The organism is Psychrobacter sp. UBA2769 (genome assembly GCF_002352555.1).
Lineage (GTDB): Bacteria > Pseudomonadota > Gammaproteobacteria > Pseudomonadales > Moraxellaceae > Psychrobacter > Psychrobacter maritimus.
In genome coordinates this window covers 1-26,044 of sequence record NZ_DEIR01000001.1, presented here as the reverse complement: position 1 = coordinate 26,044, position 26,044 = coordinate 1, and the positions used below count along the sequence as shown (strand labels likewise).

Genomic DNA, 26,044 nt, shown 5'->3' with positions numbered 1-26,044 from the left:
TTATCCATCATGTTTATCTATCGTAGTATCGATAGTAGCTTGTGAGTCATCATTAGCGTATTGAGGATGCATACTAGAAGGTTTACTCTCAATGACTTCATCGATTAAATATAGTGGGCGCTGTTTGACTTCTTCATATAGCCTACCGACATACTCACCAATCACGCCAATACAAACCAGTTGAATGCCAGTGGAGAACATAATCCCTGCGGCGACAGTTGCCCAACCTGCGACATCACTACCAAATATCAACGTATCTATTACGATATATAAGCCGTATAAAAAAGCCAATGCAGAGACGACAAAACCCATACGTGATATTAATCTTAATGGTCGTTGGGAAAATGAGGTAATGCCCACGAGTGCCAATTCAAAAAGGCTGCCGTAGTTAAATTTACTTTCACCAGTGTCACGGTTGGCAGCGGTAAAAGGCAAGTAAACAGTATTAAAACCAACCCAAGCGTACAAACCTTTCATAAAGCGCTGACGCTCTGGTAGTGAGCGTAAAGCATTTAGTACCTTGCGGTTCATCACTCGAAAATCGCCAGCATTAGGTCGTATCTCGTAGCGCTGGCTGTCTTGGATAAAATGATAGAAGCTGCTCTTTAACGTTTTTGCCAGTCGGCTTTCATGCGGACGATTGGCCTGAATACCTGCGACCATGTCGATGTCGGATTGTTCAATCATCGCTAGCATTTGCGCCAGTACAGGTAAAGGGTGCTGTCCATCAGCATCGATCATAGCGACCATGCTCCCTCTTGCCGCTGCTAGCCCAGCACTGAGTGCAGGCTCTTTACCAAAATTACGTGATAAACGTATGATTGTTAACTCTGTATTTGAGGGACGATTGATCATCAAACGTGTAACCACATCAATGGAGTGATCGCGACTGCCATCATCGACAATAATAATCTCACAAGTTGCTATTGTCATTTCACTGTTTTGTTCTGTCGATGAGGTATCTACTACAGGAGCACGTAGTGTTTGCGTAAATGCAAAAACCTCTGGTAAAAAGGCCTGCAAAGCATCAGCATCATTATACGCAGGTATGATAATAGATAAATAAGGGCAAGGTGGTGATGGATGATGTGACATAAGAAACTCAATTATTTTATTCGATAACAACGATCGTTAAATAACCATTTATAGATCGTGAATTATTTGGAGTGCTGGAAACAATGGTTTGGAACATAAGCTATCCAGTTTATTAACAACGGCTTCTCTATCTTGTCGTCACGCCACTCAATCTGCCATTGCCCTTGTTGTTTGACCAATGTATTTTTATTGGCGTGATTGCTAGTTAGTTCAGTGGCTGTAATGACACTGACATCATCAAGCAAAGGCAGTACAATATCTTCTTCACCCTCTTGCCACATCACTAAAGTACCATGCTCTTGAAGGCGCTCAATACTCATCCAAGGTGAATGGCTTGAAGGTCCTGAGATCATTTGTGATGGAAAGCCGCTATTCATTGCCACCAATGACCCAAGCCAACGATCGCCTGAAACGCTATCAAGATTACAACTACTCACGGTTTGCCAAGTATCTTGTGCTTGAGTGGTTAAAGCCTGTTCTGGCCATTGCATACGAGAAGGTTTATGACGAATCTTATCGCCAAAACCCACATATACTATCATTAGTATAGTCACAAGAGATAACCAAATAATAAGTGCTTTACGTAGCTTAGTTGCGGTCAATACTTGAGTAGTAGGGGCTATTAAAGAGGCAGCGAGTAACCCCGACAATGCCCACATTGGCATACCCCACATATCACGTAAACCCACGCCAAATACTAAGCTTAAAGTGACCAGTACAGCGATTGGCGATAGCCACATATACCACAGTAGGGCTGCATGATTTGGCAAACTGTGCTTATAGCTGTGGATACTGGTTAAATGTTTGCGATTGAAAACAAACATGATGAATAGTGGAATGTGAGCGACAAGTTGCGCAGTTATAAATCCTATCCAACTAAAGTGTCGTTTGATGTTGTATGTGCCTGCATCAACTGCTTGTGAGCGTTCACTTGCGTAACTCAGCGGCAACCAATCATGGGTTATTAGCCAATATAAATGTGGTGCGAAAATTCCCAGCATGAAAAAAGCTGCTATCCACGGTTTTGGTTGTTTTAATAATGGCCATTGTCTCGGCAACACTAAATATAATGCCATCGGTATCAGTAAAAATATCACGGTGTACTTGGTTAGCATACCCAGTCCACCGAGTACACCCAGTAATATCCAATCTCTGAGACGATTTTGAGTCATGGATTGATAAAACGCTAAATACAGTCCTGCCCAGATAGGGAATTGAGCAACGTTATGATTGAACTCAAGACTAGGATAGGTGTAATAAAGAATCGCTAAGGTTAATGCGCTGCCTATCAAAGCAGTGGTCGGTGACCAGATTTTTTTACCCAACTGATAAATTATGACTAAGGTAAGTAAGACATATATTTGGCTGAGTAAATAGGGGCCTACATGTCCAAATAGCTGGTAAAAGCTGTATAATACCCATGACGATAGTGGGGGGTGCTTATAATAGCCCCATTGCCATTCGCTGCCCCAGCTGATACCTTCACTCACATCTAAAGGTACGCTGCTAGAAAGAAATGCAGGCAATACACTCCAAGCTATAAAATACAAGCATAGAAATACAAAAAATGGTCGCCATTTTTTTAAAATATTTTGTGGTTCAGTAGAAGCGGGCATGGATAAGCTCTTAAATGTAGTATGAATACTGCTTAAGACGTGTAATTGTATTTAATTTAATATTATCGGCAAGCTTAGTAAGCTTACCTTCCACAATTGTTTGTCAATTTGAGTGTTGCTAGATATAGATTCAAAAAGTTACTCATTTTCATTACTAGTTTATTAACTTAATAGTTCACGAACTGGCCTAATAAAAAGAAGAATTGAGAAAATAAAAGATATAGATGCTGCTTCTAGTTAAAAATTATCGCCACTTTCTATAGTTTGTTTGAAGGTAGCTCCTTCACGATCTTTATCAGTTAATTTGAGCTCCAAACCTTCAACTGGCCAGTTAATTTCTAAATCCTTATCATTCCATAGAATAGTTCTTTCACTCTCTTTATTATAATAACTGGTGGTTTTATATAGAAACTGAGTATTGTCTTCGAGTGCTACAAACCCATGCGCGAATCCTGCAGGTATCCAAAACTGACGATGGTTAGATCCGGTCAATTCTACACCTACCCATTGTCCAAAAGTAGGTGAGCGCTGACGAATATCTACTGCTACATCCCAAGCTCTTCCTTGTACCACACGTACCAGCTTAGCTTGAGCAAAAGGGTTTAACTGATAATGTAGGCCGCGCAGTGCTCCCTTTTGAGAGCTGGAATGATTATCTTGGACAAAGTTTGGTGCTTCGAACCCACGTTCGTTTAAAAGAGTGGTAAAATTTTTTTGATTAAAGCTTTCCATAAACCAGCCGCGGTCATCTTCAAAAACGCGAGGCTCAAGGATTAATAGCTCTGGTATCTTGGTATCAATTATGTTCATAATGAATATACTAATGTGGTTATGAATTTAGTGTTGATGCTCTTCGTGTAATTTTAATAAATACTGCCCGTAACCTGTTTTTTTGAAAAAATTGGCACGTTCTAACAATTGTGCATCGTTAAGCCAACCGTTGTAATAAGAGATTTCTTCAAGACAGGCTACTTTAAGGCCTTGACGATGCTCAATAGTTTGTACAAATTGACCAGCCTCTAGTAATGAATCGTGAGTTCCCGTGTCCAACCATGCAAAGCCACGTCCTAGTAGTTCGACATTAAGTTGCTGTCGTTCTAAATAAGCATTGTTAATGTCAGTAATCTCTAACTCACCGCGATGAGATGGTTGCACATTTTTAGCAATGTCGACAACTTGTTTGTCATAAAAATATAAACCAGTCACTGCGTAACTCGACTTAGGATGATTTGGTTTTTCTTCAATACTGAGTGCTTTGCCATCTTGATCGAACTCTACTACACCAAAGCGCTCAGGATCACTCACATAATAACCAAATACTGTGGCTCCTACTTCTTGTTCGGTCGCTCGACTTAATTGTTGGCTAAAGCTTTGCCCGTAGAAAATGTTATCTCCTAATACTAAACAGACATTATCATCGCCAATAAACTCTTCACCTAAGATAAATGCTTGAGCTAGGCCGTCAGGTGATGGCTGGACTTTATAGGATAGTTCAATCCCTAAATCATCACCATTACCGAGTAGTTTTTTAAAATTTGGTAAGTCTTCAGGAGTGGATATGATTAAAATCTCTCGAATACCTGCAAGCATCAAAACTGACAAGGGATAGTAAATCATTGGTTTATCATAGATCGGAAGAAGCTGTTTGGATGTGCCCAGCGTGATAGGATGCAAGCGTGAACCAGAGCCCCCAGCAAGAATAATACCTTTACGGTTAGTTTGAATCATAACAATAACTCTCCTAATACTTGAGCAACACCTTGTTGCCAATGCGGCAAATGCAATTGAAATTGGGTTTGTAGTTTTTTAGTATTTAAACGCGAGTTGAGCGGACGTTTTGCAGGGGTAGGATATTCTGATGTTGGAATAGGGTTCAGCTGTTTTATGAGTAATTTTGTACCGATTTCTTTTTGCACGGTCGCGAAGATAAATTCAGCATAATCAAACCACGAACACTCACCTTTTGCTGCTAAGTTATAGTGTCCATGAAGACTATCAGGATATTCATGTATTAAGTAATAACGTAATGCTTGTGCAGTAATATCAGCAATCAAAGCTGCCCCGGTTGGTGCACCGATTTGATCAGCAATAATATTAAGCTCTTCTTTACTTTGAGCAAGTTTTAGCATGGTTTTGATAAAGTTATTACCATAGGTACCATATACCCAACTGGTGCGAAAGTTAATAAATCTTGCACCACTTTGTTCTAAAGCAATTTCTCCATCATACTTAGTCTTGCCATAGCTATTTATGGGCATTCTACTATCTGTTTCTGACCACGGCGCATCTAGCGTACCATCAAACACATAATCACTAGAGTAATTAATGAGCAGGCTATTATAGTGCTTAGACGTATTAGCTAAATGCATAACTGCTAAGTGATTGATTAAATCAGCCTCTTCATAATTACTTTCAGCTTTATCTACAGCAGTATAAGCGGCTGCGTTGATGACTACATCAGGTTTTATCGCAGCATAGAGCTGTTCTATAGCCGTAAAGTTAGTTATATCACCACATAATCCATTAGTATTTATGTGACGATCTAAAGAAATAACGTTTCCTAATGGCTGCAAGGCACGTTGTAACTCCCAGCCCACTTGGCCATTCTTACCAAGTAAAATAATATTCATAATCGATTTTTCAGTCTTTTTGTTGGTTTTATTATTGGCTTTATCTATTATTGGTACTGATGATTTACCCAGTGTTGATATTCGCCACTTTGTACATGTTCAACCCATTCTGAATTATTCAGATACCAGAGTACGGTTTTGCGTAAACCTGAGCTGAATGTTTCTTGTGGTGTCCATCCCAATGATTGCTGAATTTTGCTAGCGTCAATGGCATAACGCAAGTCATGTCCAGGGCGATCTTTGACATACGTAATGAGATCAGCATAACGTATAATACCATGAGGTTTATTTGGTGCTAGTTCTTCTAATAACTCACATATCGTTTGCACGACCTCAATATTAGTATGCTCGTTATGCCCACCAATATTATAAGTTTCACCTGTTTCACCTTCGGTAGCGACTAAGTATAAGGCGCGGGCATGATCTTCAACGTACAACCAATCTCGAATCTGTTCCCCATTGCCATATATAGGTAAAGATTTACCGGCTAATGCGTTTAGAATTACTAACGGTATTAGTTTTTCTGGGAAATGATAAGGACCGTAGTTGTTAGAGCAGTTGGTAATTACAACTGGCAGGCCATAAGTCCGATTCCAAGCACGTACGAGATGGTCTGAGCTGGCTTTACTGGCTGAGTAGGGAGAGCTTGGCGCATAAGATGTAGTCTCAGTAAACAAACCGTCATCGTTTTCTAAATCACCATAGACTTCATCAGTAGATATATGATGAAAACGAAAGCTAATTTTTTTGTCGGCGCTTAAGGTATGGTAATAATGTCTAGCCACTTCCAACAAGGTGTGGGTACCGATAATATTGGTTTGCATGAAGGCAGCTGAGCCTGTGATAGAGCGATCAACGTGCGATTCTGCTGCTAAGTGCATCACGATATCTGGCTGGAAATCAGCAAAGTGTGCTTCGAGAGCTTGTTGATCGCAAATATCTGTTTGTGAAAACTGATAGCGTGTGCTGTCAGCTACGTTAGCTAATGACTCAAGATTGCCCGCATAAGTAAGCTTATCTATATTTAAAACGTTATCGGTGGTATTGGCTATAATATGGCGGATAACAGCTGAGCCGATAAACCCTGCTCCGCCTGTGATTAATATGTTCATATTGAAACCCATTTCTTTGATAATTATATAAACTTGTTGTAACAAGTGGATATAATCAAATGTTTAATTTGCATCTTTATTTTTTTCGTCAAGTGGTAAATTATTATTGATATTTATCAATACCTAATATCAAACTATACCAATTTTTGAAAGAGTATTTGTTTGCTATATCAGATGGAAGGATATGATATGGTTTTTCTAAAAAGCTCTTCAAAGACTCAAAATCAATATTTTTTCCATCCCATATAAAGATATTATCTTCATGATATATATCATAATTGGTTATTTCAGCATTATTGGTAATTAGCTTCTTTTGATAAAAAATAGACTCAAATATTCTGAATGATAAACCAGAATGAATGTTGTTAACAAAATCAATCAATACGTCAGATTTTTTTACATTATTTAGGTTTTCTTGGTATTTAATTCCATTGCTAATAAAGCTTATACACTCGCTATCATAAAGGTTTTTATTTTGTATGTTTTTTTTATCTAATCCAATTATAAAATTAATTCGAAGATTTAAATTATTAGCTAATTTAATAAATTGATTTATTACCGCGACCCTTTGAGGTAGATGTGAGCCTATGAAATACATTGTTTTCTGGCCTCGATTGTTCAGTAAAACCGGATTTTCATCCATGTCAAAATAAAAATTAGTCGCAAGTTTCAAATTGTATTCTGGATAGTTAAAAATATCTTTGGAATCAAAAACATAGAATTCAGTGAAATTTTCTATCCTGTCAAAAACTTCTGGAAACCTACTTAATCCATCCCATTGATAACCAATAGTCTTATTAGCATAACTTTTAATTTTTTTAATAAAATCAATAGGGAATATGTCAGGTCTAATAAATAAAGCATAATCTATTTTTGTCGTTCGTTCTAAAATCTCGCGCTGCAAGTTCTCTAAAGCTTCTTTATCCTGCTGTTTCTTTTTATAGCTTTTATCACTAAGAAAGTTTTTTCTAAAGAAGTTAGTCAGTCTTTCACCGAAGCTTTTATATTGGTATGGTTGACTACGATAGGAGATTACATCGAAACCATGATATTCAAAATTTTTGACTATTAACTCACTAAGACCAACATCTTCAGGCAAGGCTAAAATTATAGATTTTTTAGTATTCATTGGTATGTTTTCTATATAATTTATAATGTGTTAGATCTGTATAGTCATATGCGAATTAGAAGCAATGCGTTAATATCGATGTACGACAGGGATAGATTTTTTGTAGCTGCTGTGATAATAGTAAGCAATGAACATCTATATCAGTCGCACTGTATCGACTTTAAAATGAATTTACTATATATTTCTTTAATACATAATACTATGGAATACTTCTATTATAACGAAAAAATTTCTAGAATTATATCCTTTTGAACATATAAGAATTTTTAGCTAAGTTAATAGTCTCGGGAAAGTATTGAGATCGATCTATGTAATAGTTTCTATATCTTTTTTAATATGAATTGGAATTATGTTATATAATTTTTTTAGGAGCGAATTAGATAGACGATTAACTACCTTATTACTACTAATTCTAACATCTGGTCGTAACCTATTTTGAACTATACTAAACCCTTGGTTTATAATATTAACATTATTAGGATTGGTTTCCCATTCATCGAAATAAGGTCTATGACTGGAAAAATAAAACTTGCTTTCTAATGGCTTTAACTTATGACATCCTAAGAATGGATAAGTGTAAATGTATGGTTTCGATGAATAATTTGGATTCATTAAAAGAAAGGTGCAAATCAATCTTTCGAAAATAAATGGATAGTAACTTGCTTCGGTATTATACCGAGCAGTAGAGAAGTATCTATCTCTTTCATGTTTAGGCATTGTATTTATAGTAGCGTCAATGTTTTTTATTAAACTAATAAAGTCGTCTAAAAAAGGCTTAGACGCTACCCAGTAATTACAATAAACAGTATTTAAGATGTTATTCCTATGCAGAGCGTAAATATCGAAATCAATACCTGTAGTATCAAGTAAGTGTTGAGTTAGTTGCTTAAGTCCTGGATGTCTTGATTCACCGTTTTCCCACACATTTATATCTACATAAGTATGAGTAGGAAAAGGGTTAAATAAGTATATGTCATGATTAGGATTGCTTGACACAAAATCCTTTATTTCGCTAACTGTTAATCCGGTTTTTTCACCAAAGCGTGGAGATAGTAATGCAAAGTAGCTATCATCATCTGAATTAGATACTATTTCGTCATAAAACCTAATAAGGTGAGCGATCTCACGCTTAAGAAATTCAGGATTATTCCTACAGTCAAACGCTTCCACACCAGAGTTTTGAGCTGGTTTTGAGCTTTCATCGTACCAGATTTGGTAAAGATGTAGATGCATATCGTAATCTCAAGATGTTGCTGTAAAAGATTTAATAGAAATTATGTGTTTATTATACTTTGTTGTGGTAAATATTAAGTATAATTACAATCTTTCATTATAAGCTATTCTAAGTTTTTATAAAAACCTAAAGTCATTATTTATGGATTTCATATGAAATTTTCTTTATTAATTGTGAATTATAATACAGAAAACTATATCAAAGCTCTTTTAGATAGTCTGCTAGATCAAACAATGTCTAAATCTGATTTTGAAATAATTATCAGTAACAACGTGCAAAATGATAAACTTGAAGAAATGATAGAAAGTAATAACTTTCGTGACGTCTTCAATATAAAAATGGTGCAAATACATGATAATATTGGGTTTGGGCGTGCTACGAATGCTGCAGCTGAGATTTCTATAGCAAAGCATCTATTAATCGTTAATCCAGATATCTTGATGACCGATAAAAAATATCTAGATTCGATGTATAGCTTTATTCTGAGTAATCCTAATTATGGAGCAATTAGTAGTAAAATATTAAATGACAATCATCATGATGGCTGTGAATACTATAGTTACGAATTTTCAGAAGATTTTGGCTATAATAATGAGATTTGTTGGTTTGAAGGGTCATTAATTTTTATAACAAAAGAGTTGTTTGAAAAGCTAGAAGGTTTTGATAATGATTTTTTTATGTACTGTGAGGATGTAGATCTTTGTTATCGAATAAGAAAACAGGGTTTTCCTTTAATAAAGAATAGTGACTTAAGCGTATATCATAAAGGTGGATCAAGCGAGCCTAATAAGGACTATGCTTTTTATCATCGTTGGTATAAGTCAAAAATATTATTTATGCATAAGCACTATAATGCCAATCAGTTTGATAGTTTCATTAAAAGTCTGGAAAGGAGTTTAAAGATTAAAAAAATACGCTATATAGCTCTAGGTATTTTTTCTAAAAAATATAAACATAAAGTCTTAAAAAATCAGGTAATGTTAGATATAATTAGAGAAACTATTGATAGCTCAGCTAACTGTCTATATTAACAAGTATTTTTATTATCATTGCTTTTTTTACTCTACTCTCATACCAGAAGGACCATAATAGATATATTCTATTGATCATAAAAAAAGACTTTGTATATTAGAAATCTATTAGACTTTTTATTTTCTTCTCAACTTTTCTAACATTATGAGTGTTGATTCTTTTACTCATAGATCTAAAAGGTATAATGAGTTTTTCACCAATACCATCAACCAATACGAATTCTGGACGTCCCTGACGATGTTCAGTATACATAATACCGCCAATATTCACTTCCCCAAAAACTACATGGTATCTACAGCACTCATTAAAGAAAGTATTAAGTGCCTCTTTTTGCTTTGTACTGAAATCGCCATTAATGAGAAGGTGTTCTAAGGTTAGTGAATTTCCATTTGGGCTCGTTATCTTTTCAGTGACCAATCCTAAGCCTTTATTGGTAGCAATAAAGCCATGCACCGTTTCGATAGGGAAAGTAAAATTATTATCTTTATAGTTGTTTTTACATAGCTGTAAATACTGAAGTAATTCCCGACGGAAATGTCTATAAATACCTTGAGAGCGATGCGAGCGTAAATGATGTTGATTGGCTCTACCACCATCAATTGTAGCGTTCTCAGGTTTCATTATTTTGATGACTTTTTGAGGGTCGTCGGGATGCTCATAGACGAGTTTTTGAGTCCCTTGACCTAAAAACTTAAGCTTCTCAACTAAAACCATGCTATTTAGCCTTTATAATTGAAATCAGTTTATATTTAACTTGGCTTTTCTATGTTTATTTGAAGAATACTTCTTTAGCAAATAGAGCTGCCTTTGTTTGTAAGATGAGTCGATTCGCCTCTCTTTTTACTTTAAATAAGCCTCTCTTCTTATCTAACTTCATGCGAGCCCTACGTTCACATTCTAGTGAACTAGGTAAAGAAAATACATTCTGGCGTTCTTTAAGAATCATTTCTTGTACACACAGTGCAGGTATCATCTGATATACCGGTTCAATTTTTTTATTAACAAAGATATCAAATATAATCTCATCAATTGGTTGAATCTTATGAGTCACAATATAATCTAAAAATAATTTTGCGCCTTTCAAAGAAATAGTATAACCAGCTGCACCTAAGTTTTTTCCTCTGAGTTCTACGATTTGACGTTTATTTGATAAAACGTTGTATCTAGTAGTAGAGAGAAAAACTTTTTTTGAAAAAGCTTCTATCTTTATGATGTTCCAATCAGGCTTTATCCATTCAGAGCTATTTAATAAGCTTTCGGCGTCTTCACCTAAATAGATATCATCTTCAAAAATAGTGATGTAATGAATATTTTCATCAATGGCCTTCTTCCATATTGCGACGTGGCTCATCATACAAGCTAGCTCTCTTGGTGTTAGGCTAGCATCGTCTATATTTAAACCCAAACTTTTAGCATAGTCTTTAGCACTGTCTGGCGTTAAAGCGTCAAAAAACTCGAAATTGACATTATGCTCATCAAACTCATTATTGATATGCTCTCTGCGCTCTTTAGCCGACTGTAAGCTGATGACAAAGTTTTTCATAATTTAGATAACCAAGGTCTATTTAATGGTAAGTAAGTTTTTGATGGCAGATACTTTATCTTGCAACATTCTTTTTTGCTTTTTAATAAAGTAAGTAGAATCTCTATTTTCTTTATCTTTACGCTTTATATTTTGGGAGGCTACGGTACCCAAAATGTCGCTATCCAAACCCATAGGCGTGACCAAAGGCGGCCAAACTCCTAAACCTCTACCACTATCGCTCAACCATCGCTGAAAAAAAACATCCACTGGCATTGTAATAGTCTTGCCTTTTTCAATGAACGCTTCTGCTCCTTTTCTTGACCATATCAAACCTAATCCTAGCACTGGGAAGTAATAAGCATGCCATAAGGTATGACCATTTATCTCCGTAATATCTTTAGCAAGTTTCTTCTTATTTGCTGCAATATTTATCAGATACCACTCTGGGCGTGTGTTAGAGAATAAGTAATCTAATAGTGGAGATATAACTTGTTTAAAATCAGCAGATAACTGCATATCATCTTCTAAAACGATTAAGTAATCTGCATCACTCTCTAAAAATTTCAGGGCACAATTATAGTGACTTAAGTAGCAGCCAATCTCAGAGTTTAATAAACTACGTCCTAAGAGCTTTTTCGCTTGCTGATCGTCATAGTTCTCAAAACTAGATAGTGTTTTTCCTCGTCCATCAAATGCCGAAAATTTTTCAAAATCCCAACCTATGCTATTAAGCTGTTGCTTGGCACTTTTTAGGCGTTCATCACTACCATCAAGATTAATTAGGTAAGTCTGTACTTTCATGCTTTTTTATCTCTAGTATTGATAAGGTTTCTATCTGCAGTTTTTTAGCCTGAAATGTTATGTAAAAATTCGAAAATGTCAATGCCAATGCTCCTTCAACCAAGGGCTTGGTTTTACATGACGATACCACTTACCGCCGCCGCCTTTAATGGCATCTGGTGGATTAATCTCGCCATGGAAAATAACAATTTTTGCGCCCTCAGGCAACGTCGGTGCGCGCACTAAGTTAAATGGGATAGGGGCAATACACTGATATTTAAAACTGACACACCAGTCCTTATCCCAGTATTCTAAGTGATGATGCTCACGCAGATAATTAGAGAGATAAGCTTGCTCGTGGCGGACTTGCTGACGAATGCTGTCGAAGTTGCGCTCAAAATTTGCGAGCAAATCAGGATAAGTGCCCATACCAATATTAAAGCGATAAACTGAGCTATTACCAATCATGCGCCATGGCTTTTTCCAGTCACGAATGATGACGACGCTGTCTTCATACTCAGCTTTATAAGTGAAAAAAGCATCGATATTATCGACGATCACGATATCGATGTCTAAGAATAATGCAACGCCTCTTAGGTCATATAATTCCGGCTTAAAAGTCGTCAGTTTTTTCCAACCACGTTCAGGGCCTGCTGGTAAATCCATTTCTGGAATCGGGTAACATTGAACGGCAGGGTCGATGCCGGTGCTATCATCGGTAAGACAGACCATTTGGAAATCTAAGGTCAGATGCCGACTAACCATATTAAAAAGACGGTTGACATATTCTGCACCGTATTTATCGCCCCATTTCATACAAATAATATAACGTTGCGCATAGTCTTTGCCGTCTGTTTGAGCTGAGTCTATTGATAAGTTTTGCTTTACGTCAGTTGCCATCATGCACTCATATTGATATAAATGAAGAACGAATGTTAAAAAACTAGAACTTAAAAGGATGTAAATAATACGAACGTTGACTGATATTAACACACCTATTATTCACATTATTTCTTAAGTGTTAGGTATTAGAGGTTAGATCTTGGTATTGTTTTACTTATTATCAGCTATTGATTATTCATAGCTTACGATTTTGTATGCTTAGAGTTTTGATTACGAATAAACGCTGCTAATGCTTCTTTATCAGCGATATAAGGATTGTCTAAAACGGGTATGTGCTTAAAACGGCGATAACCCCACATATAATGACTGCATTTATCTTCAATCATCTGTTGCATGGCCAGATTAAGCGCATAAGCAGCGGTTTCAGTATTGCGATCATATAGGGCGGGGTCATCTAATTTATAACAGTAAATATCAAAGCCGCGCCCGTCATCACGGCGAATGCAGGATAAGCCGACCAACGCACATTTGGTCTTGCTAGCGAGTTTGGATGCCAATGTACTGGTTAAGGTCTCAACACCAAAGAAAGGTACGACCACACCGCCTGATGGATCGGGAACATGATCGGGCAGTACAATACTAAAGCCACCTTGTTTAAGGGTCTTAAATACGGCTTTTACGCCGCTACCATCGGTCGGAACCAGTGTTGCATTCAGACGCGAGCGACCTTGCAGGACAAAGTCATTGGTAATATCGCCTTTAACAGGCTTATACATAATCGTTGGCGAACCAAACTGATTAAGCCAAGCGTTCATCATCTCCCACGTGCCAAGATGTGGGACAATCGCCAGCATGCCATTAGGATTGGCAAGCCCCTCTAATAAAAAATCTTTATTATAAACGTCATGAATTTGAGCAATACTCCATTCAGGTGGCATCGCCCAACTCTTGATAGACTCAATACTGGTTAAACATTGATGATAAATAATGTCTTTGGTTAAGGCTTGTTTTTGTCGCTCAGATAACGACGGCGCAATCAGTGCCATATTGATACTGACAGTACGCATAATGCTAGCATTTGGTAGGCGTAATATTACCCAAGCAACAAAACGTGCCAGCATCTGTAAGACAGACAGTGGCACGAATTTAAAGATATGATACGGATTCATGACCGTTCACACGGTGATGAATCACGTAACCAGTCAGATAATAAGTAACTAAGCATTATCTGACTATTTATTGCGCAGGTTTGTTGGTGTCAGCCTGTGCTTTTTCGCGCACACGGATACCAAGGTCACGTAGCTGCTTGCTATCAACTTCAGCAGGTGCTTGGGTTAGTGGGCACTCAGCCGTTTTGGTTTTTGGGAAGGCGATGACATCACGAATAGAGTCTGCGCCTACCATGAGCATAATTAAGCGATCTAAACCAAAGGCTAAGCCACCATGCGGAGGCGCACCGAATTTTAAGGCGTCAAGTAAGAAGCCAAACTTATCTTGAGCCTCTTGCTCTCCGATACCAAGCGCTTCGAGTACGGCTTGCTGCATATCATAGGTATTGATACGTAAGCTACCACCGCCAACTTCTGTGCCATTTAGTACCATATCATAAGCGATAGAAAGTGCCGCTTCAGGATTGGTTTTTAATTCTTCAACAGAACCTTTTGGCTTCGTGAACGGATGGTGCATTGACGTCCATTTCCCATCGTCAGTTTCTTCAAACATTGGGAAGTCAGTGACCCAAAGTGGCGCCCATTCACAAGTCGTCATTTCTAAATCTAGACCAATCTTTTGGCGTAGTGCGCCGATTGCGTCATTGACGATACTGGCTTTATCCGCACCAAAGAAGATAATATCGTTGCTTTGGGCACCAGTACGTTCAATCAAGCTGACCAATACGTCATCAGTCATGTTCTTGATGATAGGAGACTGTAGACCAGACTCTTGGTCGACACCGTTATTGATGTTGCTGGCGTCATTGACTTTGATATAAGCCAAACCACGTGCACCATAAATGCTCACAAACTTAGTATAAGCATCGATTTGTTTACGGCTTAATGAAGCGCCGCCAGGGATGCGTAGGGCAGCAACGCGACCTTTAGGGTCGTTCGCAGGGCCGGCAAACACTTTAAAATCAACGTCTTTCATTAAATCGGCTACGTCGACCAATTTTAATGGGATACGTAAGTCAGGCTTGTCTGAGGCATAGTCACGCATCGCTTCTGCGTAAGTCATGCGTGGGAATTGCTCAAATTCAACATCCATCATAGTCTTAAATAGATGCTTGATAAGACCTTCGTTGATATTCATGATTTCTTCTTCATTTAAGAAAGAAGTTTCAATATCGACTTGGGTAAATTCAGGCTGACGGTCAGCACGTAAGTCTTCGTCACGGAAGCATTTAGCGATTTGATAATAACGATCAAATCCTGACACCATTAATAACTGTTTAAACAGCTGCGGTGACTGCGGTAAAGCAAAGAAGTTACCCGGGCGAGTACGTGAAGGCACAAGATAGTCACGCGCGCCTTCTGGGGTCGCACGAGTCAAGATAGGGGTTTCAACGTCTAAGAAACCATGATCATCTAGATAACGACGAATCGTTGAAGTGGCTTTAGCACGGAAAACCATACGCTCTTGCATCTGCGGACGACGCATATCAAGGTAGCGATATTTTAAACGCAAGTCTTCTGATACCGTGGTTTTCTCATCATTCAATGGGAAAGGCGGGGTTTCAGATTTCGCCAATACTTCAATCTCTTTGCCCAATAGCTCAATCTGACCACTGGTCATATTGGCGTTTTCCGTGCCTTCATAACGGCGGCGTACGCGACCGGTAATTTTTAGCACGTATTCAGGACGTACCGCATCAGCAAGAGCGAACGCTTCTGGCGTATCAGGGTCAACGACGACCTGCAAGATACCTGCGCGGTCACGCATGTCTAAGAAAATCACGCCACCGTGATCGCGACGACGATGTACCCAACCTACGATACTAATGGTTTGCTCAAGTAAGCTTTCGGTTACAGCGCCGCAATATTCGTCTCGGTATTCGCTATGCGTCATAGTGCTTTGCGTCATAATATAATTATCCAGTTGTCAGCCCAATTCGAAATACAATAATACAGCCGCTAGCGTGTGATACAAGCGCCGTGCAATTCAAGCCTTTAGCTAAAAAAGCACAAATAACGCGATATAAGACAAATGGTCATCACGTTGGCTGCAGAAAATTTGGTGTAAACACATATTATGCCTAATCTGCCTTTGTTATACAACCAGCGGTTGCGATACAAAGCGCTGAGAGTAAGCAATGCTCAGCAAATATGGCATCTTACTGGTTCGTTGTGTGTGCATGTGGTGTTTATAAGATGTTCATCATTGTTTATGGTATTCATGCCATAACATTGAGCGTCAGTTAAATATTGTCATTTTGCTTGAAAATACTAGCCACTGTGCACATATCAGGCTAACTTATAAAACCTTATTAAAACAATTTCGATTATCTATTTTCACTAACAAGGAATTCCGCTCATGCTTTTTCATCCTTCTAAAAACCCTGTTGAGCTAAGAGTTATCCACCTGAATAAAAGCCAAGAGCAACGTCGTGAAGACCTGATGGAGGCGACGCAAGGTAAAGCGGCGCTTAAACAACTGAAAAAAACCATGGCTAAAAAGGCCAAACAAGCATTAAAAGTAAAAAGTAAAAGCAAAAAGAAAAAGAATAATAGCGATGATAAGCAACAAGTTTTTGTGCTTGATTTTGATGGCGATATCAAAGCCACGGCGGTGAAGCATCTCCGCGAAGAAATCAGTACGCTCATTAGTACTGCCAATAAAGGCGATGAAGTAGTGGTGCGCCTAGAGTCAGGTGGCGGCTTGGTTCATGGCTATGGTTTGGCCGCTGCACAATTAGCCCGTTTAAAAGACGCGGGTCTAAAACTCACCGTCTGTGTTGACAAAGTGGCAGCAAGCGGCGGTTATATGATGGCTTGCGTCGCCGACAATATCGTCGCGGCACCCTTTGCTGTGATTGGCTCTATCGGTGTGGTATCGCAATTACCAAACTTCCATAAATGGCTGAAAAACCATGATGTCGATTATGAGATGTTTACCGCTGGCGATTACAAACGTACCGTGACCGTATTTGGTGAAAATGATGCTGAAGACCGCGCCAAATACCAAGAAGAACTTGAGCAAACACACGAGTTATTTAAGCACTTCGTTAATACTTATCGCCCAACATTGGATGTTGCAAAAGTCGCAACTGGCGAGCATTGGTATGGTGAAGATGCGCTGAAACTTAATTTAATTGATAGCCTGCAAACCTCAGACAGCTATATTTTAGAGCGTATGGAAAATAATGAAGTGTATGCGCTGCATTCACGCCAAAAACCAACCCTTGCAGAAAAGTTAGGGCTGTCACAAGCAGCAGAGGCGACACTCAGCATAGCGATTGATAAATTGCCAGATGCCTTGGCACGTTTCGATTTAAACAGTCGCTTAAATATCCTCAAATAATCTTAAATATCATCATGATATCTAGTCGATGATGTTTTGGCGTTGCATTTTTTTATCGTGCATTGTTTGTATTTTGTAAAAGGCGTGTCCTAGTGGGTCGCGCCTTTTTGCTGTTTATTGATAAACGCTGTGTTATAAATGTGGCATACAGAACAGAGTATACGCACGTACACTATAAGAATTTCATTGCGTTTTTTATAAAAGCTTTGTATGAGCGTGATGAAAATAATTAACCAGCAGAACAGAAAAGGATGTCAGCTATGTCTACCGATATATTAATGTTTACCGCCACCGAACATGGTCAAGCCATGCATGCCAAAGTTAAAGCCTTTATCGAAACCTATATCGAGCCAATCGAAGCGCAGTTTTGGGCGGATTGTCATGGGCAAAATCCTGACGGCGATTGGACTAAATGGCACTGGCCAGAAAAATATGAGAGCTTGCGTAAACAAGCACGCGAAGCGGGTCTTTGGAATTTATTTTTGCCAGATGACACGCTAGGCGCGGGGTTATCGGTTACCGATTATGCACCGATTGCTGAGCTGACTGGCCGCAGCTTACTTGCCCCTTACGTATTCAACTGTAATGCGCCTGATAGCGGCAATATGGAATTGCTATGGCGTTATGGGTCACAGGAGCAGCAGGACAAGTGGCTCACGCCGATATTAGAAGGTAAAACGCGTTCAGTCTTTTGTATGACTGAGCCTGATGTTGCCTCAAGTGATGCAACCAATATGCAAGCGACTGCTGTCGTCGATGGTGACGAGATTATCATCAATGGTAGCAAATGGTGGTCATCAGGTCTGGGTGATCCTGCGGTTGATGTCTTGATTGTCATGGCCTATACCCCTGATGACACTAAAGACCGTCATCATCAGCACTCGATGGTTTTAGTGCCAGCAAAAACGGCAGGCGTCAATATTGAGCGTATGCTAAAAGTATTTGGCGATTATGATGCGCCGCACGGTCATGGCGAAGTCAGCTTTAATGATGTACGTGTGCCCGTCAGTCATTTTATCGGTGGCCCAGGTATGGGCTTTGAGATTGCGCAAGGTCGCTTAGGGCCAGGTCGTATTCATCATTGCATGCGTTGTATTGGCGCTGCTGAGAAGTCGCTAGAGCTGGCCGTCAAACGCGGCATGGAGCGTACAGCTTTTGGTAAGCCACTGCTACAATTGGGCGGTAACTTTGAGCGTATCGCTGAGGCGCGTATTAAGATTGACCAAGCACGCTTATTGACACTATACGCGGCGCAGAAAATGGACGCCCAAGGTACCAGAGCAGCACTCACAGAAATCTCTGCGATTAAAGTCGTTGCACCGACTGTATTACAAGAAGTGGTCGATATGGCGATTCAAATCCATGGTGGCATGGGCGTTTGCCAAGATACCATGTTGCCGTCCTTTTATGCTCAAGCTCGAGCGCTACGTCTAGCCGATGGTCCTGATGAAGTACATAAAACCATGATTGCGAAACTAGAGCTTAAGCGTCAAGGTTTTAGCCGTTCGTTGAAACCTGCTAAATCGTAATATAACGTTAAAATACCATCTCTAAAAATTCACTATTAATCAGTTAATAGTGAATTTTTCATCACTGTAATTATTGATAAAAATAACTGACCACACGATAAGGAATATCTTATGGCAACTGACAATCATGCCAACAACACTGACAATAACGATCAAACACTTAATAAAGTCTTAGATAAAGGCGGCGAAGTGCGAGAGGGCGAAGAGCTTGATGCAAAAGCAGTCAGCAATTGGCTACGCGAGCAAGGTGTTGATATAGAAGGCGAGCCAACGGTTACTCAATTCTCTGGCGGTGCTTCAAACTGGACTTACCGGCTGCAATATGAAGGCGAAGGTAAGAGCCAAGACCTTATTTTACGCCGTCCGCCAAAAGGCACTAAGGCTAAGTCAGCGCACGATATGGTACGTGAATATACCGTGCAAAAAGCCTTAAAAGATGCTTATCCGTACGTACCAAAAATGGTCGCGCTATGTACTGATGAAAATGTCATCGGTGCGGACTTTTATGTCATGGAGCGCATGGAAGGCATCATTCCTCGTGCCAATTTGCCAAAAGGTATCGATTTAGATGTAGAGCAGACGCGCGCCTTATGTACCAATGTCATTGATGCGTTGGTTGACTTACATCAAGTCGATTATAAAGAGCATCCTGACTTGGTCAACCTTGGACGCGGTGAAGGTTACTGCGAGCGCCAAGTAACTGGTTGGGATAAGCGTTATATCAAAGCCAAAACGCCAAACGTGCCAAGCTTTGGCTTAGTTCGTCAATGGCTAAGTAAGCATACGCCTGCTGATAGTAAGACTTGCCTCATTCATAATGACTGGCGCTTTGATAATGTGATTTTGGATGCTGCTGATCCAACCAAGGTCATTGGTGTACTCGATTGGGAAATGGCAACCTTGGGTGATCCTTTGATGGATTTGGGTAGTGCATTGGCTTATTGGGTCGAAGAAGATGACAACATCATCATGCAGCAGTCACGCCGTCAGCCAACGCATTTAAAAGGTATGATGACCCGTGATGAAGTGGTTGACTACTACCTGAAGCAATCGGGTCTTAAGATAGACAATTGGACGTTTTATGAAGTGTTCGGTCTGTTCCGTCTAGCGGGTATCGTGCAGCAAATTTACTATCGTTATTATAATAAACAAACCACCAATCCAGCGTTTAAGAACTTTTGGCTCATCGTCCATGTACTACATGCCAAATGTCTCAAGCTGATTGCGCAGTACGAAGGTGAGGCGTTATTCAATACTTATGTACAGCCACAATTAAAAGAGATTGGTATCGACGCTGCTACGATTGAGCAATTACCAACTCCCGTACAAAAAGTGGTCAAAGGTATTTTGCCAAAAGGCTATTTTACTAAAGCGCCGCAATCATCAGATGAGTAACAGTTTATTCTTTATAAATAAACTGTAGAGAAGCGGTAGAAAACGGCATGTAAAAATTATGATAAAAGGCAGTGTTTTATGACAACCATCCTTCTGGCCCGTCATGGTCAGGCGTCCTTTGGACAAGAAAATTACGATCAGCTCTCAAAGCTTGGCGGTATACAAGCGCAAATGCTCGGTCAACACTATGCAAGCACGCAGCGCCGCATCAATGCGATTTTTACTGGTAGCTTGGTTAGGCAACAAGACTCAGCACGGCATTTTTGGGAGCGTTATCAGTCGTCTGTGGCTGATACTGATACGCTTCGCACGCCTGCAATTGATATGAATCAGCCTGATAGTTATGTGCTGCCACAATTTGATGAGTTTAATCATAAAGATGTGTTAATAAAATCCAATCCGGCTTTTGGCAATCGCGCGGCAATCGCGGCTGAGATTGCGCAAGCAGAAGTGCCCTCTACGCGATTAGCTGAGCTGTTTGATGCGGCGATGCAGCGCTGGCATGCAGGTGATAACGACAGCGACTATATCGAGAGCTGGGTGCAGTTTAGTGAGCGAGCAAAGCAAGCGCTTGAGCAAGTGCGTCTACAGGTTGCTAACTTACAGTTGGGTCGTGATGATACAGTGCTGGTCTTTACCTCGGGCGGTATCATCGCTGCTATCACCGCGCAGTTATTGCAACAAGGCAGTTCAACCGCTTATCAAATCAATAAAAGCTTGGTCAATACTGGCGTAACGTCTCTTACAATGAAAAATGAGCGTACGCGCTTATTGTCTGTCAATGAATACAGTCATCTGTTTTCTGAAGGCAAGCGCTTTGTGACGTGGCGATAAAAAAGAAATGAGTAAAATATTAAAGCCATCATTAAAAAGCCAATTAAAAACATCATAAAGTGGTTACTTTAAATAGGTAGTCGCTTTTTATGGCTTGGATTTAAAATCATTAAGTAGCATCGTTAAAATGCTTTAGTTTTATGGCGCTGTAAATTGATTGCGTGTTTGGTTTACGGTATAAGTGCTAAACTTATTATATAAATTTACGCTATGATAGACAATCGACGTCATTTTGTATTGATACCAACAGGATAGGATAGTCCATGAAAAATACATTGATAAATTTGGTCACCAACAGCGCCAAACAAAGTAAAAATCAGCTATTTAGTGCGATTCAACCAGCTCGTTACTTAAAAGGCTTAAATAAGCAGCAAGTTGGACGTGGTAAAACGATTTTAATCACCGGTGCCAGCTCAGGATTGGGCGAGGGCATGGCAAGATTGTTTGCTAAACTCGGTTATAACCTTGCGATTTGTGCCCGCCGTACCGAGCGTTTAGAAGATTTAAAAGCAGAATTATTGGCTCAATATCCTGATATTCGTATCGAATATCGAGTCTTAGATGTCAGCGATTACGATGCGATTTTTACAGTGTTTGATGCCTTTGCAGCGGATTTTGGTCATATCGATCGCGTGGTGGTGAATGCCGGTATCGGCGACAGTCGCCGTATTGGTAAAGGGCGCTTTGATACCAACCGCCGTACCGTTGAGATTAACTTTGTCTCTGCGCTCGCGCAATGTGAAGCGGCGATGAATATCTTCCGTGCACAAAATAGCGGTCATTTAGTGGTGATATCAAGTATGTCAGCGATGCGCGGCTTGCCTAAGCATTTGACCGCTTATGGCGCAAGTAAGGCGGGCTTGGCGCATTTAGCAGAGGGTATCCGGGCTGATATGCTCTTAACCAAGCTGCCGATTCAAGTGTCCACCATTTATCCAGGCTATGTGCGCACCGAAATCAATGAAAATGCCAAACCTTTACCGTTTGAAGTCGATGCAGAGACAGGCACGACAGCAATCGTTGCCGCGATTGAGGCAAGAGTAAACGAAGCTTGTGTACCAAGTTTACCGTGGTCGATTGTCGGTCAAGCCATGAAGCATTTGCCGTTACAAGTGGTTAATAAGGTCAGCTGATATCAGTTATTTTGCTGGTTATGCTAAAAACAGTACAGACAGAATTAAAATAACAAAAAGCCCGCTACATTTTATATAGCGGGCTTTTATTACTTTTGAAACTTTTAAGTCTTCAATGCTACAAGGTTTGTGGATTGTCTAGCATATGTTTTTCACGCAGTTTTTGGCGTAGTATTTTGCCGACATTGCTCTTTGGTAGCTCACTGACAAATTCGATATGGCGTGGGCATTTATAGCCCGTTAAATTGTCAATAGCGAACTCTTTGATGTCACTTTTAGTGACATTGTTATCAGCAGGCACGATATAGATTTTAACCGCCTCACCTTGGTGGTCATCAGGAATGCCGATGACTGCACATTCAACAATCCCTTTACAATCAAGCATGACCGACTCGATTTCATTAGGAAAGACGTTAAAGCCTGAGACCAAAACCATGTCTTTTTTGCGATCAAGTAGGGTGATATAACCCTTTTCATCCATACTCACAATATCGCCCGTACGGAAGTAACCGTCTTTGGTAAAGTCATTGGTATTGTCTTTATTAAAATAGCCTGACATGACGTTCGGACCTTTGATACACATATCACCCGCCTGATTGTAGCCGACCGGTTCATCATTTTCATTGACCACGATAATGTCGACGCTAGGACCTGGGATACCAATAGTGCCATTAAACTTGCGGTCAGTAATAACGTTGTTGGTGCCAACTGCCACACACTCCGTCATACCCCAACCTTCAACCATTGGACAGCCAGTCACCTCTAACCAGCGCGCTGCTGTTTGTTCGGTCGCTGCCATACCGCCTGCCTGTGAGATACGTAGCGAGCTAAAATCTAAGTCTTTAAAGTTCGGCTGATCAAGCAACCCTTTAAACAAGGTATTAACCGCAGGAAAAATATGGAACGGCTGTTTTGATAAGGTCTTGATAAATCCAGGCATGTCACGTGGATTGGGTACCAATATAAAGGTATAACCTGAACGCATACCGAGCAGGCTCAGCATAAAGGCAAAAATATGATATAGCGGTAACGCCATCACCATATTGATATAAGCCTCGTTAATATCTGAGGTAATCGGGCGAAACCAAGCTTCCGACTGCATCGCAGCGGCAACGACGTTGCGCTGAGTTAATATCGCACCTTTAGACAAGCCTGTCGTACCGCCGGTATATTGCAAAATAGCTTTGTGTTGCAAAGCCGTTTTTGGTGCTTGGAAAGGTAAGTTTTTGCCTTTTTTTAGCACATCAGGGAATTTGGTGACGTTGTATTTAGGATCGTTAAGATTGTACTTCGGCACCAAGCGTTTGACCTGACGGATAACGGTATTTACCAAAATACCTTTTAAACCCATCATATCGCCCATTTTTGATAGGACAATACGCTTGATATCTGTCTCTTCAATGACTTGCTCAAGCGCTTGCGCAAAGTTATCAACCACAAAGATAACCTGAGCGCCGGAATCATTTAATTGATGGCGCAGCTCGCGACCAGTATAGAGAGGGTTGATAGGCGTACAAACGTAGCCTGCACGCAAAATACCAATCATCGTCGGCAGATATTGCGGTACGTTTGGCATCATAAGTGCCACGACACTGCCTTTAGGAATACCTTGCGCTTGTAGCCATGCGGCAACGGCAAGCGAGGCTTGATCAACATCACCATACGTGTGGGTCACACCCATACAGATCGTCATAGGGTGCATACGAAAGCGATTAAAGCACTCTTCATAGAGCTCTATAAGACTTTCGTATTGATCAGGATTGATGGTATTTGGTACGTTTGCTGGATATTGAGCAAGCCAAGGCTTATCAGTGGTCATACTTAGCGTCCTTAAATGTGCGATAAGTTAAGGTTCTATAAAAAAGTAGTCACGTCCCTGTCAACAATACCATCATCGCCCTATAATCGATGGATTGCCGAGTGTTATCCTATTTATTCACAGACTGCTAAAATACGGTGACCTTTATACAAATATCATGGATTACAAGATTATTTAATTAAAAAATATTTAACTACCAAGCATTAGCTCCTAAGTAGATTAAATGGCTAGTGAGTGCTGTTGATGCTAAAGGTAGTACTGCAAAAGGTAGTACTGAAAAAATATCGCATCCAGACAAGGTTAGTCGATTAACCTCAGTTGAAGAGACTATCAATATCTAATATCATTCAATAAATAATAGCGTAACATATTTTGGCAATACATTAACATAACTGCAATTGAGTCTGTTATTCCTATACAAGAACTTGTTAGTTTATAATTCAGTTTGATAAAATAAAAAAACTGTGTTGCAAGCTAAAATAGACAAGTGGTTATTAATGTAAGATGAAAGGGCAGTCAAATCATATAATACATAGTACTACAAATATAAGTCATTAATTTCAGTAAGACGGTACTAAAAACATTATTAATGTCATCTTAGTTTAGCTAACTGAATAGTTACAAAGCGTAAGGTTGCAGTAGTAAAGAAGAATAATTAAAGCATAAAAAAAGCGCCCTATAGTGAAGATAGGGCGCTTTTTTATGACTAAGATATTGAAATTCTACCTTAATTAGCGCTGTGGATTATCAGCGATATGTTTCTCACGCAGCTTTTGACGCAGAATTTTACCCACATTACTTTTTGGCAATTCAGTCACGAATTCGATATGACGCGGGCATTTATAACCGGTCAAATTATCTAAAGCAAACTCTTTAATCGAGTTTTTAGTGACGTTATTATCGGCAGGAATGACATAGATTTTGACGGCCTCGCCTTGACGCTCATCAGGAATGCCAATCACAGCGCAATCAATAATACCTTCACAATCCAGCATGACGGATTCAATCTCGTTCGGGAAGACATTAAATCCTGAGACCAAAATCATGTCTTTTTTACGGTCTAATAGTCTAAAGTAGCCTTTTTCATCCATGCTGACGATATCGCCGGTACGGAAATAGCCATCTTTCGTAAAGTCATCACTACTATCTCTATTCAGATAGCCTGAGGTGACATTGGGACCTTTAACACACATCTCACCAGCTTCATTGACACCGACGCGCTTGCCGTCATCATCTATGATGATGACATCGACACTCGGGACAGGAACGCCAATGGTGCCGTTAAACTTACGGTCAGTAATCACGTTGGCAGTGCCGACAGCTACGCCCTCAGTCATGCCCCAACCCTCAATCATGGCGCAACCCGTGGTTTCAAGCCAACGTGCTGCCGTCTGTTCGGTCGCCGCCATACCGCCTGCTTGTGAGATACGTAGCGAGCTAAAATCAAGGTCTTTAAAGTTTGGATTATCAAGCAAGCCTTTAAACAAGGTATTAACCGCAGGGAAGATATGGAACGGTTGTTTAGATAAAGTTTTGATAAATCCTGGGATATCACGTGGATTGGGTACTAGGATAAAGGTATAGCCTGCACGCATACCAAGCGAGCTTAGCATAAAGGCAAAAATATGATACAGCGGGAGCGCCATGACCATATTAATATAAACCTCATTAATCTCTGACGTAATAGGGCGCGTCCATGCTTCTGACTGCATGGCTCCTGCGACGATATTACGCTGAGATAAAATCGCACCTTTAGAAAGTCCAGTCGTACCACCGGTATATTGCAAAAAGGCTTTTTGATCCAATGACATCTTTGGCTTTTG

At 39.8% G+C, this 26,044-nt stretch carries 22 protein-coding genes; 6 read left to right on the top strand and 16 right to left on the bottom strand.

Annotation, left to right across the window (positions count from 1 at the left end):
• The 8 genes from B3Q63_RS00110 to B3Q63_RS00075 all read right to left on the bottom strand — a co-directional run bounded on the left by B3Q63_RS00110 (position 1) and on the right by B3Q63_RS00075 (position 8,815).
• Positions 1-1,095 carry a glycosyltransferase family 2 protein gene (locus B3Q63_RS00110; protein ID WP_296172313.1) on the bottom strand — a complete coding sequence of 365 codons (1,095 nt, stop codon included), beginning with the start codon at positions 1,093-1,095 and terminating at the stop codon, positions 1-3.
• Between the two features lie 62 nt (positions 1,096-1,157).
• Entirely contained in the window at positions 1,158-2,711 is a 1,554-nt protein-coding gene (locus B3Q63_RS00105; RefSeq protein WP_296172311.1) for a glycosyltransferase family 39 protein, read from the bottom strand.
• A 237-nt stretch (positions 2,712-2,948) separates the two neighbouring features.
• Positions 2,949-3,521, bottom strand: a complete 573-nt coding sequence (gene rfbC, locus B3Q63_RS00100) for a dTDP-4-dehydrorhamnose 3,5-epimerase (protein ID WP_296172308.1) — start codon at positions 3,519-3,521, stop codon at positions 2,949-2,951.
• Between the two features lie 27 nt (positions 3,522-3,548).
• Positions 3,549-4,439, bottom strand: a complete 891-nt coding sequence (gene rfbA, locus B3Q63_RS00095; protein WP_296172306.1) for a glucose-1-phosphate thymidylyltransferase RfbA — start codon at positions 4,437-4,439, stop codon at positions 3,549-3,551.
• Entirely contained in the window at positions 4,436-5,344 is a 909-nt protein-coding gene (gene rfbD / locus B3Q63_RS00090; protein WP_296172674.1) for a dTDP-4-dehydrorhamnose reductase, read from the bottom strand. The genes rfbA and rfbD overlap by 4 nt, the downstream gene beginning before the upstream one ends.
• A gap of 44 nt (positions 5,345-5,388) precedes the next feature.
• On the bottom strand, positions 5,389-6,453 hold the full coding sequence (gene rfbB / locus B3Q63_RS00085; RefSeq protein ID WP_296172304.1) for a dTDP-glucose 4,6-dehydratase: 1,065 nt from the start codon (positions 6,451-6,453) through the stop codon (positions 5,389-5,391).
• Positions 6,454-6,556: 103 nt separating this feature from the next.
• Complete coding sequence (locus tag B3Q63_RS00080) at positions 6,557-7,582, bottom strand: hypothetical protein (RefSeq protein ID WP_296172302.1); 1,026 nt, start codon at positions 7,580-7,582, stop codon at positions 6,557-6,559.
• A 306-nt stretch (positions 7,583-7,888) separates the two neighbouring features.
• Positions 7,889-8,815 carry a hypothetical protein gene (locus B3Q63_RS00075; RefSeq protein ID WP_296172299.1) on the bottom strand — a complete coding sequence of 309 codons (927 nt, stop codon included), beginning with the start codon at positions 8,813-8,815 and terminating at the stop codon, positions 7,889-7,891.
• A 153-nt stretch (positions 8,816-8,968) separates the two neighbouring features.
• Between B3Q63_RS00075 and B3Q63_RS00070 the strand changes: the two genes are divergently transcribed.
• Complete coding sequence (locus tag B3Q63_RS00070) at positions 8,969-9,847, top strand: glycosyltransferase family 2 protein (protein ID WP_296172298.1); 879 nt, start codon at positions 8,969-8,971, stop codon at positions 9,845-9,847.
• Positions 9,848-9,944: 97 nt separating this feature from the next.
• Here the strand turns inward: B3Q63_RS00070 and B3Q63_RS00065 are convergent, their stop codons facing one another.
• From B3Q63_RS00065 to aspS, 6 genes are all read right to left on the bottom strand, one after another.
• The gene (locus B3Q63_RS00065; protein WP_296172296.1) at positions 9,945-10,562 is read right to left on the bottom strand and encodes a YrbL family protein; all 618 of its coding nucleotides are present in this window, start codon (positions 10,560-10,562) and stop codon (positions 9,945-9,947) included.
• A gap of 55 nt (positions 10,563-10,617) precedes the next feature.
• Entirely contained in the window at positions 10,618-11,391 is a 774-nt protein-coding gene (locus tag B3Q63_RS00060) for a glycosyltransferase family 25 protein (RefSeq protein ID WP_296172294.1), read from the bottom strand.
• Between the two features lie 18 nt (positions 11,392-11,409).
• On the bottom strand, positions 11,410-12,174 hold the full coding sequence (locus B3Q63_RS00055) for a glycosyltransferase family 25 protein (protein ID WP_296172293.1): 765 nt from the start codon (positions 12,172-12,174) through the stop codon (positions 11,410-11,412).
• 78 nt (positions 12,175-12,252) lie between these two features.
• Positions 12,253-12,969: a glycosyltransferase gene (locus B3Q63_RS00050; RefSeq protein WP_414706289.1), complete on the bottom strand. Its 717-nt coding sequence runs from the start codon at positions 12,967-12,969 to the stop codon at positions 12,253-12,255.
• A gap of 269 nt (positions 12,970-13,238) precedes the next feature.
• Positions 13,239-14,165 (bottom strand): lysophospholipid acyltransferase family protein, encoded by a 927-nt coding sequence (locus B3Q63_RS00045; RefSeq protein WP_296172289.1) that lies wholly within the window; start codon positions 14,163-14,165, stop codon positions 13,239-13,241.
• Between the two features lie 67 nt (positions 14,166-14,232).
• Positions 14,233-16,059 (bottom strand): aspartate--tRNA ligase, encoded by a 1,827-nt coding sequence (gene aspS / locus B3Q63_RS00040; RefSeq protein ID WP_201563576.1) that lies wholly within the window; start codon positions 16,057-16,059, stop codon positions 14,233-14,235.
• A 465-nt stretch (positions 16,060-16,524) separates the two neighbouring features.
• Here aspS and sohB point away from each other — a divergent pair, with 465 nt between their 5' ends.
• The 5 genes from sohB to B3Q63_RS00015 all read left to right on the top strand — a co-directional run bounded on the left by sohB (position 16,525) and on the right by B3Q63_RS00015 (position 22,402).
• Positions 16,525-17,511: a protease SohB gene (gene sohB, locus B3Q63_RS00035; protein ID WP_296172288.1), complete on the top strand. Its 987-nt coding sequence runs from the start codon at positions 16,525-16,527 to the stop codon at positions 17,509-17,511.
• A 278-nt stretch (positions 17,512-17,789) separates the two neighbouring features.
• On the top strand, positions 17,790-19,040 hold the full coding sequence (locus B3Q63_RS00030; protein ID WP_414706288.1) for an acyl-CoA dehydrogenase family protein: 1,251 nt from the start codon (positions 17,790-17,792) through the stop codon (positions 19,038-19,040).
• A 111-nt stretch (positions 19,041-19,151) separates the two neighbouring features.
• On the top strand, positions 19,152-20,435 hold the full coding sequence (locus B3Q63_RS00025) for a phosphotransferase family protein (protein WP_296172286.1): 1,284 nt from the start codon (positions 19,152-19,154) through the stop codon (positions 20,433-20,435).
• A gap of 78 nt (positions 20,436-20,513) precedes the next feature.
• Positions 20,514-21,269: a histidine phosphatase family protein gene (locus B3Q63_RS00020; RefSeq protein WP_296172284.1), complete on the top strand. Its 756-nt coding sequence runs from the start codon at positions 20,514-20,516 to the stop codon at positions 21,267-21,269.
• 263 nt (positions 21,270-21,532) lie between these two features.
• Positions 21,533-22,402 carry an SDR family oxidoreductase gene (locus tag B3Q63_RS00015; protein WP_296172283.1) on the top strand — a complete coding sequence of 290 codons (870 nt, stop codon included), beginning with the start codon at positions 21,533-21,535 and terminating at the stop codon, positions 22,400-22,402.
• Positions 22,403-22,520: 118 nt separating this feature from the next.
• Here the strand turns inward: B3Q63_RS00015 and B3Q63_RS00010 are convergent, their stop codons facing one another.
• Both B3Q63_RS00010 and B3Q63_RS00005 read right to left on the bottom strand, forming a co-directional pair.
• On the bottom strand, positions 22,521-24,221 hold the full coding sequence (locus B3Q63_RS00010; RefSeq protein WP_296172282.1) for an AMP-binding protein: 1,701 nt from the start codon (positions 24,219-24,221) through the stop codon (positions 22,521-22,523).
• A 731-nt stretch (positions 24,222-24,952) separates the two neighbouring features.
• The coding region (locus B3Q63_RS00005; protein WP_296172280.1) for an AMP-binding protein at positions 24,953-26,044 on the bottom strand (1,092 nt) is incomplete at its 5' end.